The organism is Rhizobium sp. Root1334, from assembly GCF_001426665.1.
Taxonomy (GTDB): Bacteria; Pseudomonadota; Alphaproteobacteria; order Rhizobiales; family Rhizobiaceae; genus Pararhizobium.
In genome coordinates this window covers 129,318-145,211 of the sequence record NZ_LMEY01000030.1, presented here as the reverse complement: position 1 = coordinate 145,211, position 15,894 = coordinate 129,318, and the positions used below count along the sequence as shown (strand labels likewise).

Annotated in this window: 12 protein-coding genes; 4 read left to right on the top strand and 8 right to left on the bottom strand. The window is 59.5% G+C overall.

Annotated elements, in window-relative coordinates; all coding sequences use genetic code 11:
- Positions 1-66: 66 nt before the first annotated feature.
- The 5 genes from ASD36_RS27920 to ASD36_RS27900 form a co-directional block, all read right to left on the bottom strand.
- Positions 67-1,242, bottom strand: a complete 1,176-nt coding sequence (locus tag ASD36_RS27920) for an ABC transporter permease (protein WP_060505999.1) — start codon at positions 1,240-1,242, stop codon at positions 67-69.
- Entirely contained in the window at positions 1,239-2,237 is a 999-nt protein-coding gene (locus ASD36_RS27915; RefSeq protein ID WP_060505998.1) for an ABC transporter permease, read from the bottom strand. Before ASD36_RS27915 ends, ASD36_RS27920 begins: the two co-directional genes overlap by 4 nt.
- A gap of 2 nt (positions 2,238-2,239) precedes the next feature.
- Positions 2,240-4,141: an ABC transporter substrate-binding protein gene (locus tag ASD36_RS27910; protein WP_060505997.1), complete on the bottom strand. Its 1,902-nt coding sequence runs from the start codon at positions 4,139-4,141 to the stop codon at positions 2,240-2,242.
- Positions 4,138-6,039: an ABC transporter ATP-binding protein gene (locus ASD36_RS27905; RefSeq protein WP_060505996.1), complete on the bottom strand. Its 1,902-nt coding sequence runs from the start codon at positions 6,037-6,039 to the stop codon at positions 4,138-4,140. Before ASD36_RS27905 ends, ASD36_RS27910 begins: the two co-directional genes overlap by 4 nt.
- A 236-nt stretch (positions 6,040-6,275) precedes the next feature.
- Positions 6,276-7,625: an adenylate/guanylate cyclase domain-containing protein gene (locus ASD36_RS27900; RefSeq protein ID WP_060505995.1), complete on the bottom strand. Its 1,350-nt coding sequence runs from the start codon at positions 7,623-7,625 to the stop codon at positions 6,276-6,278.
- Positions 7,626-7,888: 263 nt separating this feature from the next.
- On the opposite strand from ASD36_RS27900, the gene ASD36_RS27895 reads away from it, so the two are divergent.
- Positions 7,889-9,232: a nucleotide sugar dehydrogenase gene (locus tag ASD36_RS27895; protein ID WP_060512039.1), complete on the top strand. Its 1,344-nt coding sequence runs from the start codon at positions 7,889-7,891 to the stop codon at positions 9,230-9,232.
- Here the strand turns inward: ASD36_RS27895 and ASD36_RS27890 are convergent.
- On the bottom strand, positions 9,222-10,412 hold the full coding sequence (locus ASD36_RS27890; protein ID WP_060505993.1) for a DUF3095 domain-containing protein: 1,191 nt from the start codon (positions 10,410-10,412) through the stop codon (positions 9,222-9,224). The genes ASD36_RS27895 and ASD36_RS27890 overlap by 11 nt on opposite strands.
- A gap of 194 nt (positions 10,413-10,606) precedes the next feature.
- Here ASD36_RS27890 and ASD36_RS27885 point away from each other — a divergent pair, with 194 nt between their 5' ends.
- The gene (locus ASD36_RS27885) at positions 10,607-11,089 is read left to right on the top strand and encodes a class I SAM-dependent methyltransferase (RefSeq protein ID WP_060505992.1); all 483 of its coding nucleotides are present in this window, start codon (positions 10,607-10,609) and stop codon (positions 11,087-11,089) included.
- A gap of 39 nt (positions 11,090-11,128) precedes the next feature.
- Here ASD36_RS27885 and ASD36_RS27880 read toward each other — a convergent pair whose 3' ends face one another.
- Both ASD36_RS27880 and ASD36_RS27875 read right to left on the bottom strand, forming a co-directional pair.
- Positions 11,129-11,992 carry an FkbM family methyltransferase gene (locus ASD36_RS27880; protein ID WP_060505991.1) on the bottom strand — a complete coding sequence of 288 codons (864 nt, stop codon included), beginning with the start codon at positions 11,990-11,992 and terminating at the stop codon, positions 11,129-11,131.
- A gap of 83 nt (positions 11,993-12,075) precedes the next feature.
- On the bottom strand, positions 12,076-13,152 hold the full coding sequence (locus ASD36_RS27875; protein ID WP_060505990.1) for a LacI family DNA-binding transcriptional regulator: 1,077 nt from the start codon (positions 13,150-13,152) through the stop codon (positions 12,076-12,078).
- Positions 13,153-13,329: 177 nt separating this feature from the next.
- Here ASD36_RS27875 and ASD36_RS27870 point away from each other — a divergent pair, with 177 nt between their 5' ends.
- Positions 13,330-14,313, top strand: a complete 984-nt coding sequence (locus ASD36_RS27870; RefSeq protein ID WP_060505989.1) for an ABC transporter substrate-binding protein — start codon at positions 13,330-13,332, stop codon at positions 14,311-14,313.
- A gap of 84 nt (positions 14,314-14,397) precedes the next feature.
- Positions 14,398-15,894, top strand: coding sequence for a sugar ABC transporter ATP-binding protein (locus tag ASD36_RS27865; protein ID WP_060505988.1), 1,497 nt, complete (start codon positions 14,398-14,400; stop codon positions 15,892-15,894).

The window sequence follows — 15,894 nt, the reverse complement described above, 5'->3', positions numbered from 1 at the left end:
GGCCTCTTATCTCCCATGGCGTTGCCAATCTCCGGAAGGAGCGTCCTTAGCATATGGGTATCCACTTCACTTGTACGGATCGGCTGCATCGCGCAATCCGTCGCCCAGGAAATTGAACGCCAGAATCACGAGGATGACCGGGATGGTTGGAAACAACAGCCATGGATAAAAAGCAATGACGCTGACGCTGCGGGCTTCGGTCAGAAGAATACCCCAGCTGGTGATCGGCGGGCGAAGACCAAGGCCAAGGAAGCTTAGCGCCGTCTCGCCCAGGATCATGCCGGGGACCGCGAGCGTCGCCGTTGCAATCAGGTGCGACATGAAGCCCGGCACGAGGTGGCGGCCGATGATGCGGCCTGAGCCGGCGCCCATCAACTGGGCTGCCTGCACGTAGTCCTCTTCGCGCAAGGCCAAAAGCTTGGAGCGCACCGCGCGCGCCAGCCCTGTCCAGTCGAGCAGGCCCAGAATGGCGGTGATGCCGAGGTAGATCAGGATCGGGCTCCAGGTCACCGGCATGATGGCCGCAAGCGCCATCCATAGCGGAATGCTCGGTATCGATTGCAGCACCTCGATGATACGCTGGACGATCAGGTCGAAGACACCGCCGTGGTAGCCTGCAAGTCCACCAATGGTGATGCCCAGCACAAAGCTCATGGTGATGCCGAGCAGGCCGATGGTCAACGATATCCGCGCTCCATAAAGGATACGTGACAGCACGTCGCGGCCGAGCCGGTCGCTCCCCAGCAGGAACATTTGCCCGTCCTTGGCGGGGCAGGCCAGATGCACATTGGTCTGCACCAGGCTCCAGAATTTATAGCCATCGCCGCGGCAGAAGAAGCGGATCGGTTCGACCTGATCCGGCTTTTCGGTGTAGATGCGGCGCAGCGTATCCATATCGAGCGTCATCGTGCGGCCATAGACGAACGGTCCGACGAATTTTCCATCGTGGAAAAGATGGACGCGTTGCGGCGGCGAATGGATGAAATCGACGTTGCGGGTATGCAGGTTGTACGGGGCCAGGAACTCGACGATCGCAATGGTCGCGTACAGGAAGGCCAGGAAATACAAGGAAAACAGCGCCAGCCGGTGCTTCTTGAATTTCCACCACATCAGCCGCAATTGCGAGGCCTGATAGATCCGCGACTGCTCTTCCGTCATCGCATCGACGGAGTGCGGATCGAACGGTGCCGTTGAAACGTAATGCGACAGCGGTTCGCCGGATTGAGGGAGGGATACCGTCACTTGGTGCTACCGCCTTGCAGTCTGATGCGCGGATCGAGCAATGCGAGCGCGATGTCTGAAATCAGCACGCCGATCACGGTGAGGAAGGCCAGGAACATCAGGAACGAACCAGCAAGATACATATCCTGACTTTGCAACGCTTTGATCAGCATCGGTCCCGTCGTTTCGAGCGAAAGCACGATCGCCGTGATTTCCGCCCCTGAAATAATTGCCGGCAGGATCGAGCCGATATCCGAAATGAAGAAGTTCAGTGCCATGCGCAGCGGATATTTGACCAGTGCGCGGAACGGATGCAAGCCCTTGGCGCGGGCAGTCACGACATATTGTTTCTGCAGTTCGTCGAGCAGATTGGCGCGCAAACGGCGGATCATGCCGGCAGTGCCTGCCGTGCCGACGATCAGCACCGGTATCCACAGATGTTCGAGAATGGACTTCGCCTTTGCCCAGCTCATCGGTTCGGCCAGATATTTCTGGTCCATCAGATGGCCGATCGAGGTGCCGAACCAGATATTGGCGAAATACATCAGGATCAGCGCGAACATGAAGTTCGGAATGGCGATGCCGATCAGTCCGATGAAGGTGAGGCCGTAATCGCCCCAGCTGTATTGATGCGTGGCGGAATAGATGCCGATCGGAAAGGCGATCAGCCAGGTGAACAGGATGGTAACGAAGGAGACCAGCACGGTCAGCCACAGCCGGTCGCCCACCACCTCGTTGACCGGCAGCTGGTATTCGAAGGAATAGCCATAATCGCCCTGCACCAGGCCCGCGGCCCAATGGAAATAACGCATCACCGGGGGTTGATCGAAGCCGTATTCCTTACGCAAAGCATCGATCTCGGCGGTGTCCACGGCTTCGCCCTGGGCACGAAGTTCGGCAATGTAGCTCTCGAAGTAATCACCCGGCGGCAGTTCGATGATGGTAAAGACCAGCGCTGAGATGATCACCAGCGTCGGGATCATCGCCAGGATACGCCAGAAAATGTAACGCAACATGGTCAGCTAACCTCTTCGCTGTACCAGAACGTATCTGGCATGTAGACCCCGAGATAGCAGGTCGGGTCGAAACCGTAGAGGCCTTTTTCGGGAATGTTGCGGATATAGGCGGAGTGCATGATCGGCTGGAGTGCTGCGTTGACGATGCCGATCGAGAAGACGTTCTGTGTATAGATTTCCAGCATTTCGTGCCAGATACGCGTTCTGTCTTCCTTTTCGACGGTTTTTCGCCATTCCTTGAGCAGATCGATCAGCTTGATTGCTTCGGGCAACTCTGGCGCACTGCCGTTCTGTCCGATGGACAGGTAGTACATGCCCCATGCCGGCCACTGAAACTGGTCGTCTCTGCTGGGTGCAAGATCGCCGGGGTTCATATCGGCTGTGGGCACACCGTTTTCGATGCCTGACCACATCGACATCATGATCTCGCCGCTCATCGTCCGGCTGCTGAAAACGTCCCGTTGCGAGGTCTTGATAAAAAGCGCGAAACCGATTTTCGCCCAATGGTCCTTGATGAGTTCCAGCACGTCGGTCTCGAGCGTGCTCTCACCGGCGGTCTCGACGACGATCTGGGCTTCCCGTCCGTCGGGCAGGAGACGGATGCCGTCGCTGTTGCGTTGCGTCAGGCCGACCTCGTCGAGCAGCCTGTTGGCCTGATCCGGATCATGGCTGGCCCAGGCCGCCGCGTATTCCGGTTTGAACAGCGGGCTGTCCGGCAGGATGGTATCGGCACTTTCGCTGGCAAGGCCGTAAAAGCTGACCATGTTGATTTCGTGCCGGTCAATCGCCAGAGACAGGGCGCGGCGGAAGCGGACGTCCCAGAACAGATCGCGCCAGACCTTGTCGGCACAGTTGAGGTTCGGCAGAAGGGTAAGGCGGGAGCCTTGAATACGTTTCCAGAGATTGACCTTCACGGGATAGCGTTTTTCCGCATCCTTGAAGAAGGCGTAGTCGGAAAAATCGACGCCGGTGGACTGCAGGTCGGTTTCACCGGCACCCGTCTTGGCCGCGATGATTTCCGACGAGCTGATATTGAGCAGCCAGCGATCGATATAGGGCAGCTGCAAGCCGTTTTCGTCGATCCGGTGGAAGAACGGGTTGCGCTCGAACACGAACTGCTCGGCTGGCGGGGCCGTGCGCGGAATCCACGGATCCAGCGACGGCAGGTCGGGATTTTCAGGCCGGTACTGGCGCGACATCTTGATGTGCAGATCGGCCCATTTCTTGACGCGATACCGTTTCATCAGCGCCGAGAGGCGGAAATCGTCCTGATACTTCTTGTGGAAATGCCGCATATAGGCCGACGGCATCAGGATGACGACCGGGGAAGCGGCTGCGAGGCCCGGCAGGAAATCCGGGTTCGGCACTTTCCAGGTATAGCGTACGGTCAGTTCGTCGATGATCTCGAAAGTCGGCCCTTCGCCATCGGCGAGAAGTTCGCGCTGGACGCCGCCTTTGCGCAGATCCTTGTTGAGGATGACATCTTCCCAGGTATAGCGGAAATCCTCGGAGGTCAGGTAGCTGCCGTTCGACCAGCGGTGGCCATCACGGATCTTGAAGGTGAAGATCCGGCCTTCCTGAACGTCGAAGCTTTCCAGAATATCGGGCTGGAATTTCAGGTCCTCGGTATAGCCGACCAGACGGGCATAGCCGTTGATCGTCATCATCCGGATGTCCTTCTGGCTGCCGATCAGCATCCGGACGGTGCCGCCATACTTTCCGGGCTCACGGCCCATGGCGGCGAGATTGACGCGCCGTGGGTTTTTCGGCAGGCGATCCGGCAGGTCAGGCAGGGCCTGAGCCCGCAGAAAGGGCCTCAGGAATGGCGGCTCCGGTGTCGCTCGTGCGATGCCGGGTACGAGGGCGGTAGCAAGCAGGCCAAGGGTAGTGCGCCGTGTGATCATGGTACGAGCTCCCTGACATCGGCGCTCTTTCGCGCCAGAACAAGATGACCGTTGCCGAGGTCTGCCGTCCCCAGCACATTTGCGTCTCCATCATCGGAAAAATGCTTGCCCCAGCTGCGCTTGTCGGCGGCGCCACTGGGATTGAGCAGCGAAAAGTCGAGTGGCCGGTCGAGATCGGGGAAGGGCACGGCGGCGAGCAGCGATTTGGTGTAGGGATGAACGGGCGCTTCCATCAGCGTCTCGCGCGGGGCGATTTCCACAATGCGGCCACCACACATCACCGCGATCCGGTCGGCCATGTAGTCGACGACGGCGAGGTTGTGCGAGATGAACAGGTAGGTAAGTCCCAGCTCCTTCTGCAGATCCTTCAGCAAGTTGAGGATCTGCGCCTGAACCGACACATCGAGCGCCGAAACAGGCTCGTCGCAGATCAACAGGTCAGGTCCGAGCGCCAGTGCTCTGGCAATGCCGATGCGCTGCCGCTGGCCACCCGAAAAGCTGTGTGGATAGCGATTGAGGTGGCGTTCGCTGAGGCCGATCGCTTTCAGCAGCGCGGTCACTCTTTCCACGCGGGACTTGCCATTGCCGCGGCCATGGATTTCGAGTGGTTCGCTGAGGATGTTCTGCACCGTCATGCGTGGCGACAGCGAGGAAACCGGATCCTGGAACACCATCTGGACTTTGGTGCGCAGGTCCTGCAATTCCGAACCTTCCGCCTTCAACACGTCGATCGGGCCGTCGCTGCTGTTGAGCATCACGGCGCCGGTGTCCGGCGTCACTGCGCGCATCAGGATCTTGCTGAGCGTGGTCTTGCCGCAGCCGCTTTCGCCCACCAGCCCAAGACATTCGCCGCGCATGATGTCGAAGCTGACGCCGTCGACGGCCTTGACAGCGGCTGCCGCGTCCTTGCTCATCCAGCTCGATTTGCGGGTGGTGAAGGTCTTGCTGACATCACGCACGGATAGCAGGATTTCCGGCTTTAGCGCTTCGTCGGCAGCAATGATCTTCTTCTTGCCAAGCAGGCTGCTTGTATTGACAGGGACCTCGCGCAGTGCCTTCAGGCGTTCGCCGGGCTTCATGTCGAAATGCGGAACGGCTGCCATCAGGCCTTTGAGATAGGGATGCGAGGGATTGCGGAAAATCGCCTCCACCGGTCCGGCTTCCATGATCTCGCCGTGATAGATGACCACAACCTCGTCGGCGACATTGGCGACGACACCGAGATCATGGGTGATCAGCAACATCGCCATGTTCAGCTTGGTCTGCAGGCTGCGCAACAATTGCAGAATCTGCGCCTGGATGGTCACATCGAGCGCAGTCGTCGGCTCGTCGGCAATCAGAAGCGCGGGATTGCAGATCAGCGCCATGGCGATCATGGCGCGCTGGCGCATGCCACCCGACAGCTCGAAAGGGTACATATCGAAGGCGCGTGACGGCTTGGGAAACCCGACCAGTCCCAGCATTTCCTCGGTGCGGTCGCGCCGCTCGCGGCTGGACATATGCGTATGGATTTTCAGGGACTCGCTGATCTGATTGCCGACCGTGTGCAGCGGCGACAGCGAGGTCATCGGCTCCTGGAAGATCTTGCCGATGCGGTTGCCGCGCAGATTGCGGATTTCCCGTCCGTCGCGCGGCATGGCCAGAAGATCGACCGGTTGTTCGTCCTGGGCAGGATCGCAAAAGAGAATGCGGCCGCTACAGGTGGCGGATTTCGGCAGGATGCCCATCACCGCCTGGCTGATCACAGATTTCCCGGAGCCGGATTCGCCGACCAGCGCAGTCACCTTGCCTGGCAGGACGCGCAGGCTAGCATTGCGGACGGCATCGATCTGCCCACCGAGCATCGCGAACGAGATATTCAAATTCTCGATCCGCAGCAGGTCCGCGCCTGATTTCATGCGAGCAAGTGTCCTTGTTTCACGGCGGCCCGCGATCTTGCGGAGCGCGCTTCCGGGCTTTAACCCGGTTCCTCAAAAAAGGAGACTATCCCACGGAAATTGACGTGTCCATGACCTTCGGCTGGTAAAGTGCGCACGGATATACTCGCAGCGGCGGTTGACCGGCGCGGTGGGGAAATGTCAATCATTCGAGCGGGATGCTTCTGCTCTCTATCCCGCCAATCAAGCGCTGATCTTTACTGCAGCAGCTTGTTCCAGAGCAGGTCTCGCGGCTGCGGTTTCTTGCTGTTACGGTAGAGCAGCATGACCTGCTCTGCCTCGGATCGCGTCTCCATTGCATTGTTGCGGATGGCTTCGCCATCGTCGAGCTTCATATTGTCCTGCCCCGGCAGCAGCACGGTGACCTTCTGGCCAACGCCGCGCAGCTTTTCCTGGCCAAGCGTCACCCAGTCGCCGCCGCAATAGGTTGCGAAAGATTGGCTGGCCACGATCGGCTGGGCATACTTCTTCGTGAGCCCCTGCAGTCGCTCCACTTCGTTGACGGCAGCGCCGAAGGCGGAAAAGGTTAGGCGGTCGTTGAGGCCGACATTGCCGAACATGACATTGCCGACATGCAGCCCGATGCCGTATCGGACCTCCGGGAGGCTCTGCCTTAGGCGGCCGGCATTGAGTTCGCCCATATGCGCTGCTGCCTGACGCACGGCAGCCATCGCGGCAAGGGCTGCGACCTGCGATGGTTCGCGATGGCGGCCGCAGGGATAGACGGCAAGAAAACCATCCCCGACAAAACTGAGGATTTCACCGCCATTGCGGCTGAACGGGGTGGCGATCGCATCGAAGAACTGGTTGAGCGTGTCGATATAGACTTGCCGCCCCTCCTTTTCGGCGAGCACGGTCGATTGACGCATGTCGGCCATCACCAAGGCTGCGCGGATGGTCTCGCCATCGCCGCGCCGGGTCTGACCGGAGAGCACGCGTTTGCCGGCATTGGCGCCGAGATAGGTGGTCAGCATATTGTCGGCGAGCTTGCCGAGAACGGCCATCTTGGCGGCGACGGCCAGATTGTTCTGGATACGCAGTAGTGCCTCGATGACATTGTCGCTGAAACCGCCGTGGGCATCGGTCGACCAGGAGCCGATCATGCCCTGGCCGGAGGTTTCGCCGAAAGACTGGACGAAGGCGATATAGTCGGTGACGCCCATCTCTTTCAACTCGTCGAATATCGGAAACTCGGACGGACCCGTGAGGTCGATCTGGCGGCGCATATGTTCGAGATTGTTGCTCAGGAGATAATAATAGGGGCTGAGCAGAAACCGGTCCGGCTTCTCATCGGACGGGTCGGCGCGATAACCTTCGACTGTGACGCCCTGACCGCGCAACCAGGTGAACCCGAGCGCGTCGTAGAGCGGATGCAGCATCGAAAAGCTCAAGTGGACGCGGTTGAGCGGCAGGCCGGAGGCGGCCAGCCTTTCGCAAAAGCCCGTAACGACCGTTTCGAGCGTTTCACCATTGAGGGCGGCCTGTTGCAACCAGTTCGATACGCGGTCCAGCAGGTGAGTGGAAACAGTGGTTCTGTGAATATTCATTGGGCGGCGTATCGCTTTCTCAACGAAATCCCGGCGCCGCCCGAAGTCCGGTCTGCGTCGCGATAGATCAGGCGTTTGCACCCTCCCCATATAAGTGGCGAAAATGGCAAAACCAGATTCCAGCCCGACAAAAATTGGATAATTGTTCCGGCCGCGCTAACAGGTGAAACCGGTGCGGTTCTTGACTTCGGGCCAATTTATCCTCAACTGACCCCCATCCGCAAAGGCGCTTCAGTGCGCCACGATCAGTCGAGAACACGCATTTGACCGTCCATTCTTCCGTGAGCGAGGCCCTCCTTTCGAAGATCGCAGACCGTAGCGCCCGTGCGGGTGTGATCGGGCTTGGCTATGTCGGCCTGCCGCTGGCGATCACCGCTGCCCGAAACGGCTTTTCTGTCACAGGCTTTGATATCGACCCGCAGAAGATCGTCGCGATCGATGCAGGACGATCCTATATCGATGCGGTTCCGGATGCTGTCCTGGCAACGGAAACCGGGGAGGGGAGGTTCCGGGCAACGACCGATTTCAGCCAGCTGTCCGGCTGCGACGTCATCGTCATCTGCGTTCCAACGCCCTTGACGAAACATCGCGATCCGGATCTGTCTTTCATCACCCGTACGTGTGATCGCATTGCCGAGACACTGAAGCCCGGCCAGCTGATCGTTCTGGAATCGACGACTTATCCCGGCACCACGGACGAGGTGGTGAGGCCGATCCTGGAAAAGACTGGTCTCAAATCGGCGCAGGAGTTCTTCCTTGGTTTCTCGCCGGAGCGCGAGGATCCGGGCAATCGCGATTTCCACACGTCAAGCATCCCGAAGGTCGTGGCCGGTGACGGCGAGGCGGCCGCGGAGCTGATGAAGGCTTTTTACGGCGCCGTCGTCCACACGGTCGTGCCGGTGTCGTCTCCCGCGACAGCCGAGGCAGTCAAGCTGACCGAGAACATTTTTCGCGCGGTCAACATTGCCCTCGTCAACGAGTTGAAGGTCGTCTACGAGGCGATGGGCATCGACATCTGGGAAGTGATCGACGCGGCCAAGACCAAGCCTTTCGGCTACATGCCGTTCTATCCCGGCCCGGGGCTCGGGGGGCACTGCATTCCGATCGATCCTTTTTATCTCACCTGGAAATCGCGCGAATACGAATTGCCAACGCGTTTCATCGAGCTTGCCGGCGAAATCAATTCGGCCATGCCAAAGCATGTCGTCGGGCGGCTTGCCGAGGCACTGGATATCCATTGCGGCAAGGCGCTCAGCCGGTCGAAGGTGCTGGTGATCGGTCTTGCCTACAAGAAGAACGTGCCGGATATCCGCGAAAGCCCATCATTGAAGCTGATCGAATTGATCGAGGAACGGGGCGGAAATGCCGCCTATCACGATCCGCATGTCACCGAGATTCCAAAGACACGCGAATACATGGCGTTGAAGGGGCGGACATCGGTGTCGCTGGACGAGCAATCGGTCAAGGGGTTTGATGCGGTTCTGATCGCGACTGATCATGATGCGGTCGACTATGCAGCGATTGCCCGCTGGTCGCCGTTGATCGTCGACACGCGCAACGCCTTTGCCCGCAGAGGGATCGAAGGCGCCAATATTCTCAAGGCATAGCTGGCCGCACCGCCGCGATAGGGGAAGGGGCCGGCATATGCTTCTTCAGCCGGCTGGCGGCCATGGCATAACCGCCAGCTGCACCATCGATGAAGTGCATGTGGTCGCGGCTGAGCGGTGTCGGTACGATACAGGTCATCAGCGCCGAATCCTGCCGGTGCAGGCCGAAGCGGCAGATACCGGCGCGTGCGGCTTGCTCAAGCCGCGCCTCGATCAGGCGAAACCGTTCCGCATCAACATCGATGGTCATCTTCAGGCCATCGTCGAACTTGCGGAAATCGGTATTGCGGGCAACATCCTGCCGGTATGCCCTTGGGTCGAAACGGCCAAGTGTCAGGCCAAGCCGATAAAGGCCGACGATCAGGAGATATTGCGCCAAAATGAACAGCCTGTGGGTGAAGCGTTTTCCCTTCGGAGCTGTTTTCGTTTCCGCAGCCAGCCCCGCCATCGACAGTCCGATCTGCGGGCCTTCGGCTGCGACCGGATGGCCATCCCGTTCTTCGCCTGCGGCCAGCGCAACGATGTCGGCCACCAGAGCCTGGAAGGCGGTTAGGTTGTCCGATCCGGCAGGAATTGCGATGATGGAGACGATTTCGCCATGCCGGGATTGTATCGGGTTCCATCGGCAAGAAAGGCCGGTCAGGTCCGGCCGTGCGCCTGACGGTGCAGGTGGCACGGCAAACAGGCCTTCCTTCATCCGCGCTTCCGCCCAGCTTGAACCGCCACCGGCAAACATCGCGTAGGACACATCGGGGTTCACCTGGAACCGGGCGACACGAACGGCAAGGCCCGCTGCGATGACGTCGGCTACGGGCACCAGTGCTGCGCGCAGCGTCAGTTGCAATTCCTCGCCGACCCAGCCTTGCACTGCCGAGAGCGCATCGCGTGCCTTCTCTACGCCGGACGGCGGCACGGCGACCATGGCGCCATCGCCGCCAAAGACGAAGGGAAGGTCGTTATTGCCCAGCGCATTGAGAATCGCGGAGATGACGCTGGCTCCCGCCATGTTGACGGCCTTGTAGCGGCCCGCCTCGATCGCACCGGTGGAATCGACGATGTCGGCCGTTGCCAGCGCCCAGTCAGCGGGCAGTGCCCGGTAGTTGTCGCTGTTGGCGACGCCTTCGAATTCGACGAAGACCGGCAGCGCGCTGAAGAATGTTTCGCTGGAAAGCTGGCTCATGTTTGAAGGCTAACATATTCGCCAAGGGCAGGCGATGTCGTTTGATAAGGAGGAACCGGGAAATCACACGGGAAACCGACCCACGAGCGTCTGGTTGAGTTTACCGATATTTTCCCGCTCTCATGGTCGACCAGGCGCGGGCACTCGTGTTAAGCGAGGCGACTGGCATGATTTGAATGGATGGATGGAAATAGATGAGTCGTCTTGATGGTTTTATCTCCCGCATGCACTCGCAGCGCGCTGTTCTCAACCATATCAAGGAGGCTTCGATGGTCGCGCCAGATGGCGTGATTCTTGAAATCGGCCTTGGCAACGGCCGGACCTACGACCATATCCGCGAACTGTTTCCGGACAACCGGATCATCGTTTTCGACCGCGCCGTCGGGTCGCATCCGGATTCGACACCGCCGGAAGCGGACCTTATCCTTGGCGACATCAAGGAGACGATCGCCCAGTTTTCCGGAAAGGGCATCGCGTTCGCACATGCCGATATCGGCACGGCGTATCGGGAAAAGGATGCCAAGACCTTGACTTGGCTGCCGCAGTCGATCGCCGCCGCGCTGAAAACCGGTGGCGTGGCCGCAAGCGGGTTGCCGCTTGATCATCCTGAACTTGAGCCGCTGCCACTGCCTGCCGGTGCCGATCCGGGCCGGACCTATTTCTACCGGAAGCGCTAATCTGGCTGCCGCTGCCCGTCTATCTGGCGGACGGGTTGCTCAGGGCAGGAGCAAAACGTCGAACTGATCCTTGCCGATGGGCAGGGCTTTGACCTTCATGTCCACCTGGCTGTCTTCATAGAAAACGATGCAATTTTCATAGAAGCCTGCCAGATAATTGACGAATGCCTGTGATCCCGCCGGTCCGTAGAAGACCGGCGAAAATTCCATATAGAATGGCACGCGCCTGGCAAGAAGCGGCTGCATGGACCGGCTTGCAACCGGCTCGTAACCCTCGATATCCATCCAGATAAGGCCGATATCGTCAGGCGCAACGCCTGCCTCTGTCAGCATGGCGGTAACCGGTTTTACGGGAACCTTGATCTGGATGTCCCGCTCACTTTGACGAAGCGCACTGCTCTTGCCGTGGTTATCCCTGTGCATGAAGAAATCGAGCGTGCCTTCGCTTTCTCCGGCAGCGACATTGATCGCCGTAATCTCTTCATGGAGATTGTTCTGGTCGATATTGGTACGGAGAAGTTTGAAGTTGCGCGGGTCTGGCTCCACCGTAACAATGTGGCGGAAGGCTTTGCTCAATGCGAAATAGACCGTCTGCGTACCGATATTGCCGCCGAGTTCGAGCAGAACCTTTTCCGGTTGCAGCAAGGCCCTTTGCCGCAGGACGCTGAGGAGCCGCACGACATTTTCGCGCTGGAAATGGCCCTTGCGGTAGATCTTCCGGCCAATGTAGTCGTGTGGGGAGAAGGTCATCAGATGGTCGCCGCAATCTGCCGTCATCGACAGGATTTTCGGGCTCACTGCGTTGACGAGCATTTCGCGGCCGATGCGGGTGGCGAGCAGGCGTTTTGCCATGCGATTGCGCCACTTGCGCAGCCGGCGCTTCCAGGATTTCGTCACTTGCATGCCTTGCCCGTCTCCATCGTGTGCTGATCTTCTTCAACACGAGATTGAGCGGGAAATGAAGGCGTTTCTGCGAAAACGCCAGGCTATGCCGGTTTCCCTGTCGTGCCGCGGCGCACCAGCGGGCCATCGACCTTGATTGTCATCGGCCGTGGCTGCTTGCCGTGGATTGCCATGTCGATAAGGATTTCGGCGGCCTTCTGGCCCATCTCGTAGTTGGGCAGCACAAGCGTGGAGAGGGGCGGGTGGGTGTAACGGGCCAGTTCCTGGTCGTCATAGCCCATGACGGACAGGTCCTCCGGCACGCGTAACCCTTTTTCGGCGGCCGCCTCCATGACGCCGATCGCCATCAGGTCGTTGCCGCAGAGGATGGCGGATGGGGGATTGGGCATCGAGAGCAGGTCAAGTCCTGCCTCGTAGCCGCGTAAGGGCAACCAGTCGCCGTCGCGCACCAGCGTTTCGTCAAAGGCGATATCGGCGGTGGCAAGCGCCTGCTTGTAGCCCTTGAGGCGATCCATGGCGGCATCCATCCAGGGCTCGCCATTGATGAAGCCGATGCGTTTGTGGCCAAGACTGGTCAGATGCGCGGTTGCGGTAAAGCCGCCGGCGACTTCTCCGGGCACGATTGCCATATGCTGGCGCGGTTCCGAATAGCAATTGAGCAGCACCGTCGGGATGCCCTTCAGCTGCGGCGGCACGGTGACCTTGCGGGTGAAGATCGTCGCGTAGATGACGCCGGCGATGGAGCGGTCACGCAGGACCGAGCGCAGAACGGCATCCTGCAGGTCGGGATTGGAGCGGGTGGCATGGGCAGAGACCAGCAGCCCCTGTTCGAATGCATAGTCACGGATACCGTCGAGGCTGACGACGGGATGCGGGCTGGTGGAAATCTCGTCGACGATGAAGGCGATGGTGTCCTTTTCCACATGCGGGACGGTATCAACCTCGTTTCGCGTCATTGGTAATTTATAACCAATTTTATGAGCTGCCTCGCGCACCCGCATCTGGGTCTCGGCTGAAATGCGGGCGCCGGACATCTCGTTGAGCACAAGTGAGACGCTGGATTGTGACACGCCGGCAATCCTCGCCACGTCCGTCATGGTTGGCCGGCCTGTCTCTCCCTGCTTGTTGGAAGCGCTGTTCCGCCCGTTTCCTCGTGCCATCGTCCTGTCTCGCTTCCATCCCGGTTTCTGCTGCGATGCAGAATTATTTTTTGTGCGCATGCTAATAAATTAGCGCTTGACTGATAATATTATTAGCGCAAGATTTACGTATGTGAAGCGGAAAATGCTCACTGCCCGGTAGAGGAGTACCGGTAAATTTCGGAGGAGAAAATACCGATGTCCATGATTTCACGCCGCACGTTCCTGGCTGCCGCAACAGCCATGGGCGCCATCGCGCTTGCCGGCACCGTCGCTTACGCGGAGCTGCCGGCTCTGGCCAAGAAAGATACCTATAAGGTCGGCTTCGCGCAGACCGAATCCAACAATCCCTGGCGCATTGCCCAGACCGAAAGCATGAAGGCGGAAGCCCAGAAGATGGGCTACCAGCTGGTCTATACAGACGCTGCCGGGTCTGCTGCCAAGCAGGTGGCCGACGTCAACTCGATGATCGCCCAGGGTGTCGACGTGATCTTCCTTGCCCCGCGCGAAGAAAAGCCGCTGATCCCGGCCGTCATGGCTGCGAAGAAAGCCGGCATTCCGGTCATCCTGCTCGACCGCAACGTCGATCAGTCGCTTGCCAAGGCAGGTGAAGATTATGTCACCTTCATCGGTTCCGACTTCATCGACGAAGGCAAGCGTGTAGCCGAGTGGCTGGCCAAGAACGCCAACGGCAAGTCGAAGATCATCGAGCTGGAAGGCACCACCGGTTCATCGCCGGCCAACGATCGCAAGAAGGGCTTTGACGAAGCCATCACCGCTGCCGGCGGTTTTACGATTGTCGCATCGCAGACCGGTGACTTTGCCCGTGACAAGGGCCGTCAGGTTGCCGAGGCTCTGCTGCAGGCACATCCGGATGCAGACATTGTCTATGCGCACAATGACGAAATGGCGATTGGAGCCATTGCAGCCATCGAAGCTGCCGGCAAGGTGCCGGGCAAGGATATCCTCGTCTTGTCCATCGACGGTGGCAAGGAAGCCGTTCAGGCGGTGGTCGATGGCAAGATCAATGCCGTGGTCGAGTGCAATCCGCGTTTCGGGCCAAAGGCTTTTGAAACGATGACGCGTTACGCCGCTGGTGATAAGATCGAGCCATGGGTCATCAACACAGACAAGTTCTACGATGCATCCAATGCATCGGCCGAACTGTCGAGCGCTTACTGATCTCCCAAGACTGTCGCTTCCGGCCGGGGTGGCATCGCCATTCCGGCCGGCTTTTCATGTCTGCTTATTGAGGATGGAGGAAACATGCTGCTGTCCATGCAGGATATTTCCAAGGCGTTTTCCGGCGTGCCCGCCCTGCGATCAGCCTCGCTTGAAATCGCCGCGGGCGAGGTCATGGCGCTGGTCGGCCAGAACGGCGCTGGAAAATCGACGCTGATCAAGATTTTGACCGGAGCCTATCAGCGCGATACCGGACTGATCCGCTTCGAGGGTGAGGACGTCGTTTTCGCAACGCCCGGCGCCAGCCAGGCGCGAGGCATCGCGACGATCTATCAGGAAATCAATCTGGCGCCGCAGCGTTCAGTCGCCGAGAATATCTATCTGGCACGTGAACCGAGAACGGGCCTCGGGCTGCTTGACCGGCGGGCGATGCGCGAGGGGGCAGCCTCCGTGCTCAAGACTTTCAATCTTGATATCGATGTCGATCTTCCCGTCGGACATTTCAGCGCCGCCACCCGGCAGATGATTGCGATTGCCCGTGCCGTGACGCAGAAGGCCCGGCTGGTGATCATGGATGAGCCGACATCGTCCCTTGACGAGCGTGAGGTCGCTATTCTGTTCGAAACGATCCGGACGCTGAAGAGGAACGGCGTCTCCGTTCTGTTTATCGGCCACCGGCTGGATGAACTCTATGAAATCTGCGATTGCGTCACCATCATGCGCGATGGCCAGACGGTGGCGCATAGCGCCATGGCAGATATGCCGAAAATGGAACTTGTCCGCCATATGCTCGGCAAGGAACTGGCGGCCTTTCAAGCGATTGCACGCGATAGCGATGACGGCGAGATGAAACCGGTGCGGCTCTCTGTTGAAAGTGCCGGGTCCGGCGTGCGGGTCCGCGATGTCAGCATGAGTGTGCGCGAAGGTGAAATTTCCGGTCTGGCCGGTCTTCTCGGTTCTGGCCGCACGGAAACGGCGCGGATCATCTTCGGGGTCGACCGGATGGAAAAGGGCGCGATCCGGATTGATGGCAAGGAGCGCCGCTATTCCGAGCCGGCCGATGCCATTGCCGACGGGATCGGGCTGGTGTCAGAGGATCGTAAGATCGACGGCATCATCCCGGACATGAGCATTCGCGAGAACATGACGCTGGCGCTGCTGCCGAAGCTGAAGAAGGCCGGCATTGTCGACCGTGCCCGTCAGCAGGAGATTGTCACGCGGTACATCAAGGCATTGGGCGTCAAATGCGCTTCCCCTGATCAGCCGATCAAGGAGCTGTCGGGCGGCAACCAGCAGAAGGTGCTGCTTGCCCGCTGGCTCTGCACCGATCCGCGCATTCTGATCATCGACGAGCCGACGCGCGGCATCGATATCGGTGCCAAGGCGGAAATCCTGAAGCTCTTGCGCAGCCTAGCCGACGAAGGCCTGAGCGTGCTGATGATCTCCTCGGAGCTGGAGGAGCTTCTGGCGGCCGCAGACCGTGTCACGGTGCTCAGCGACGGCCGCTCGGTTGCGGTGTTGAACCGGAACGAACTCAGTGAGACGGCGCTGCTTTCCGCCATGGCCCATCAGGTGAACTGA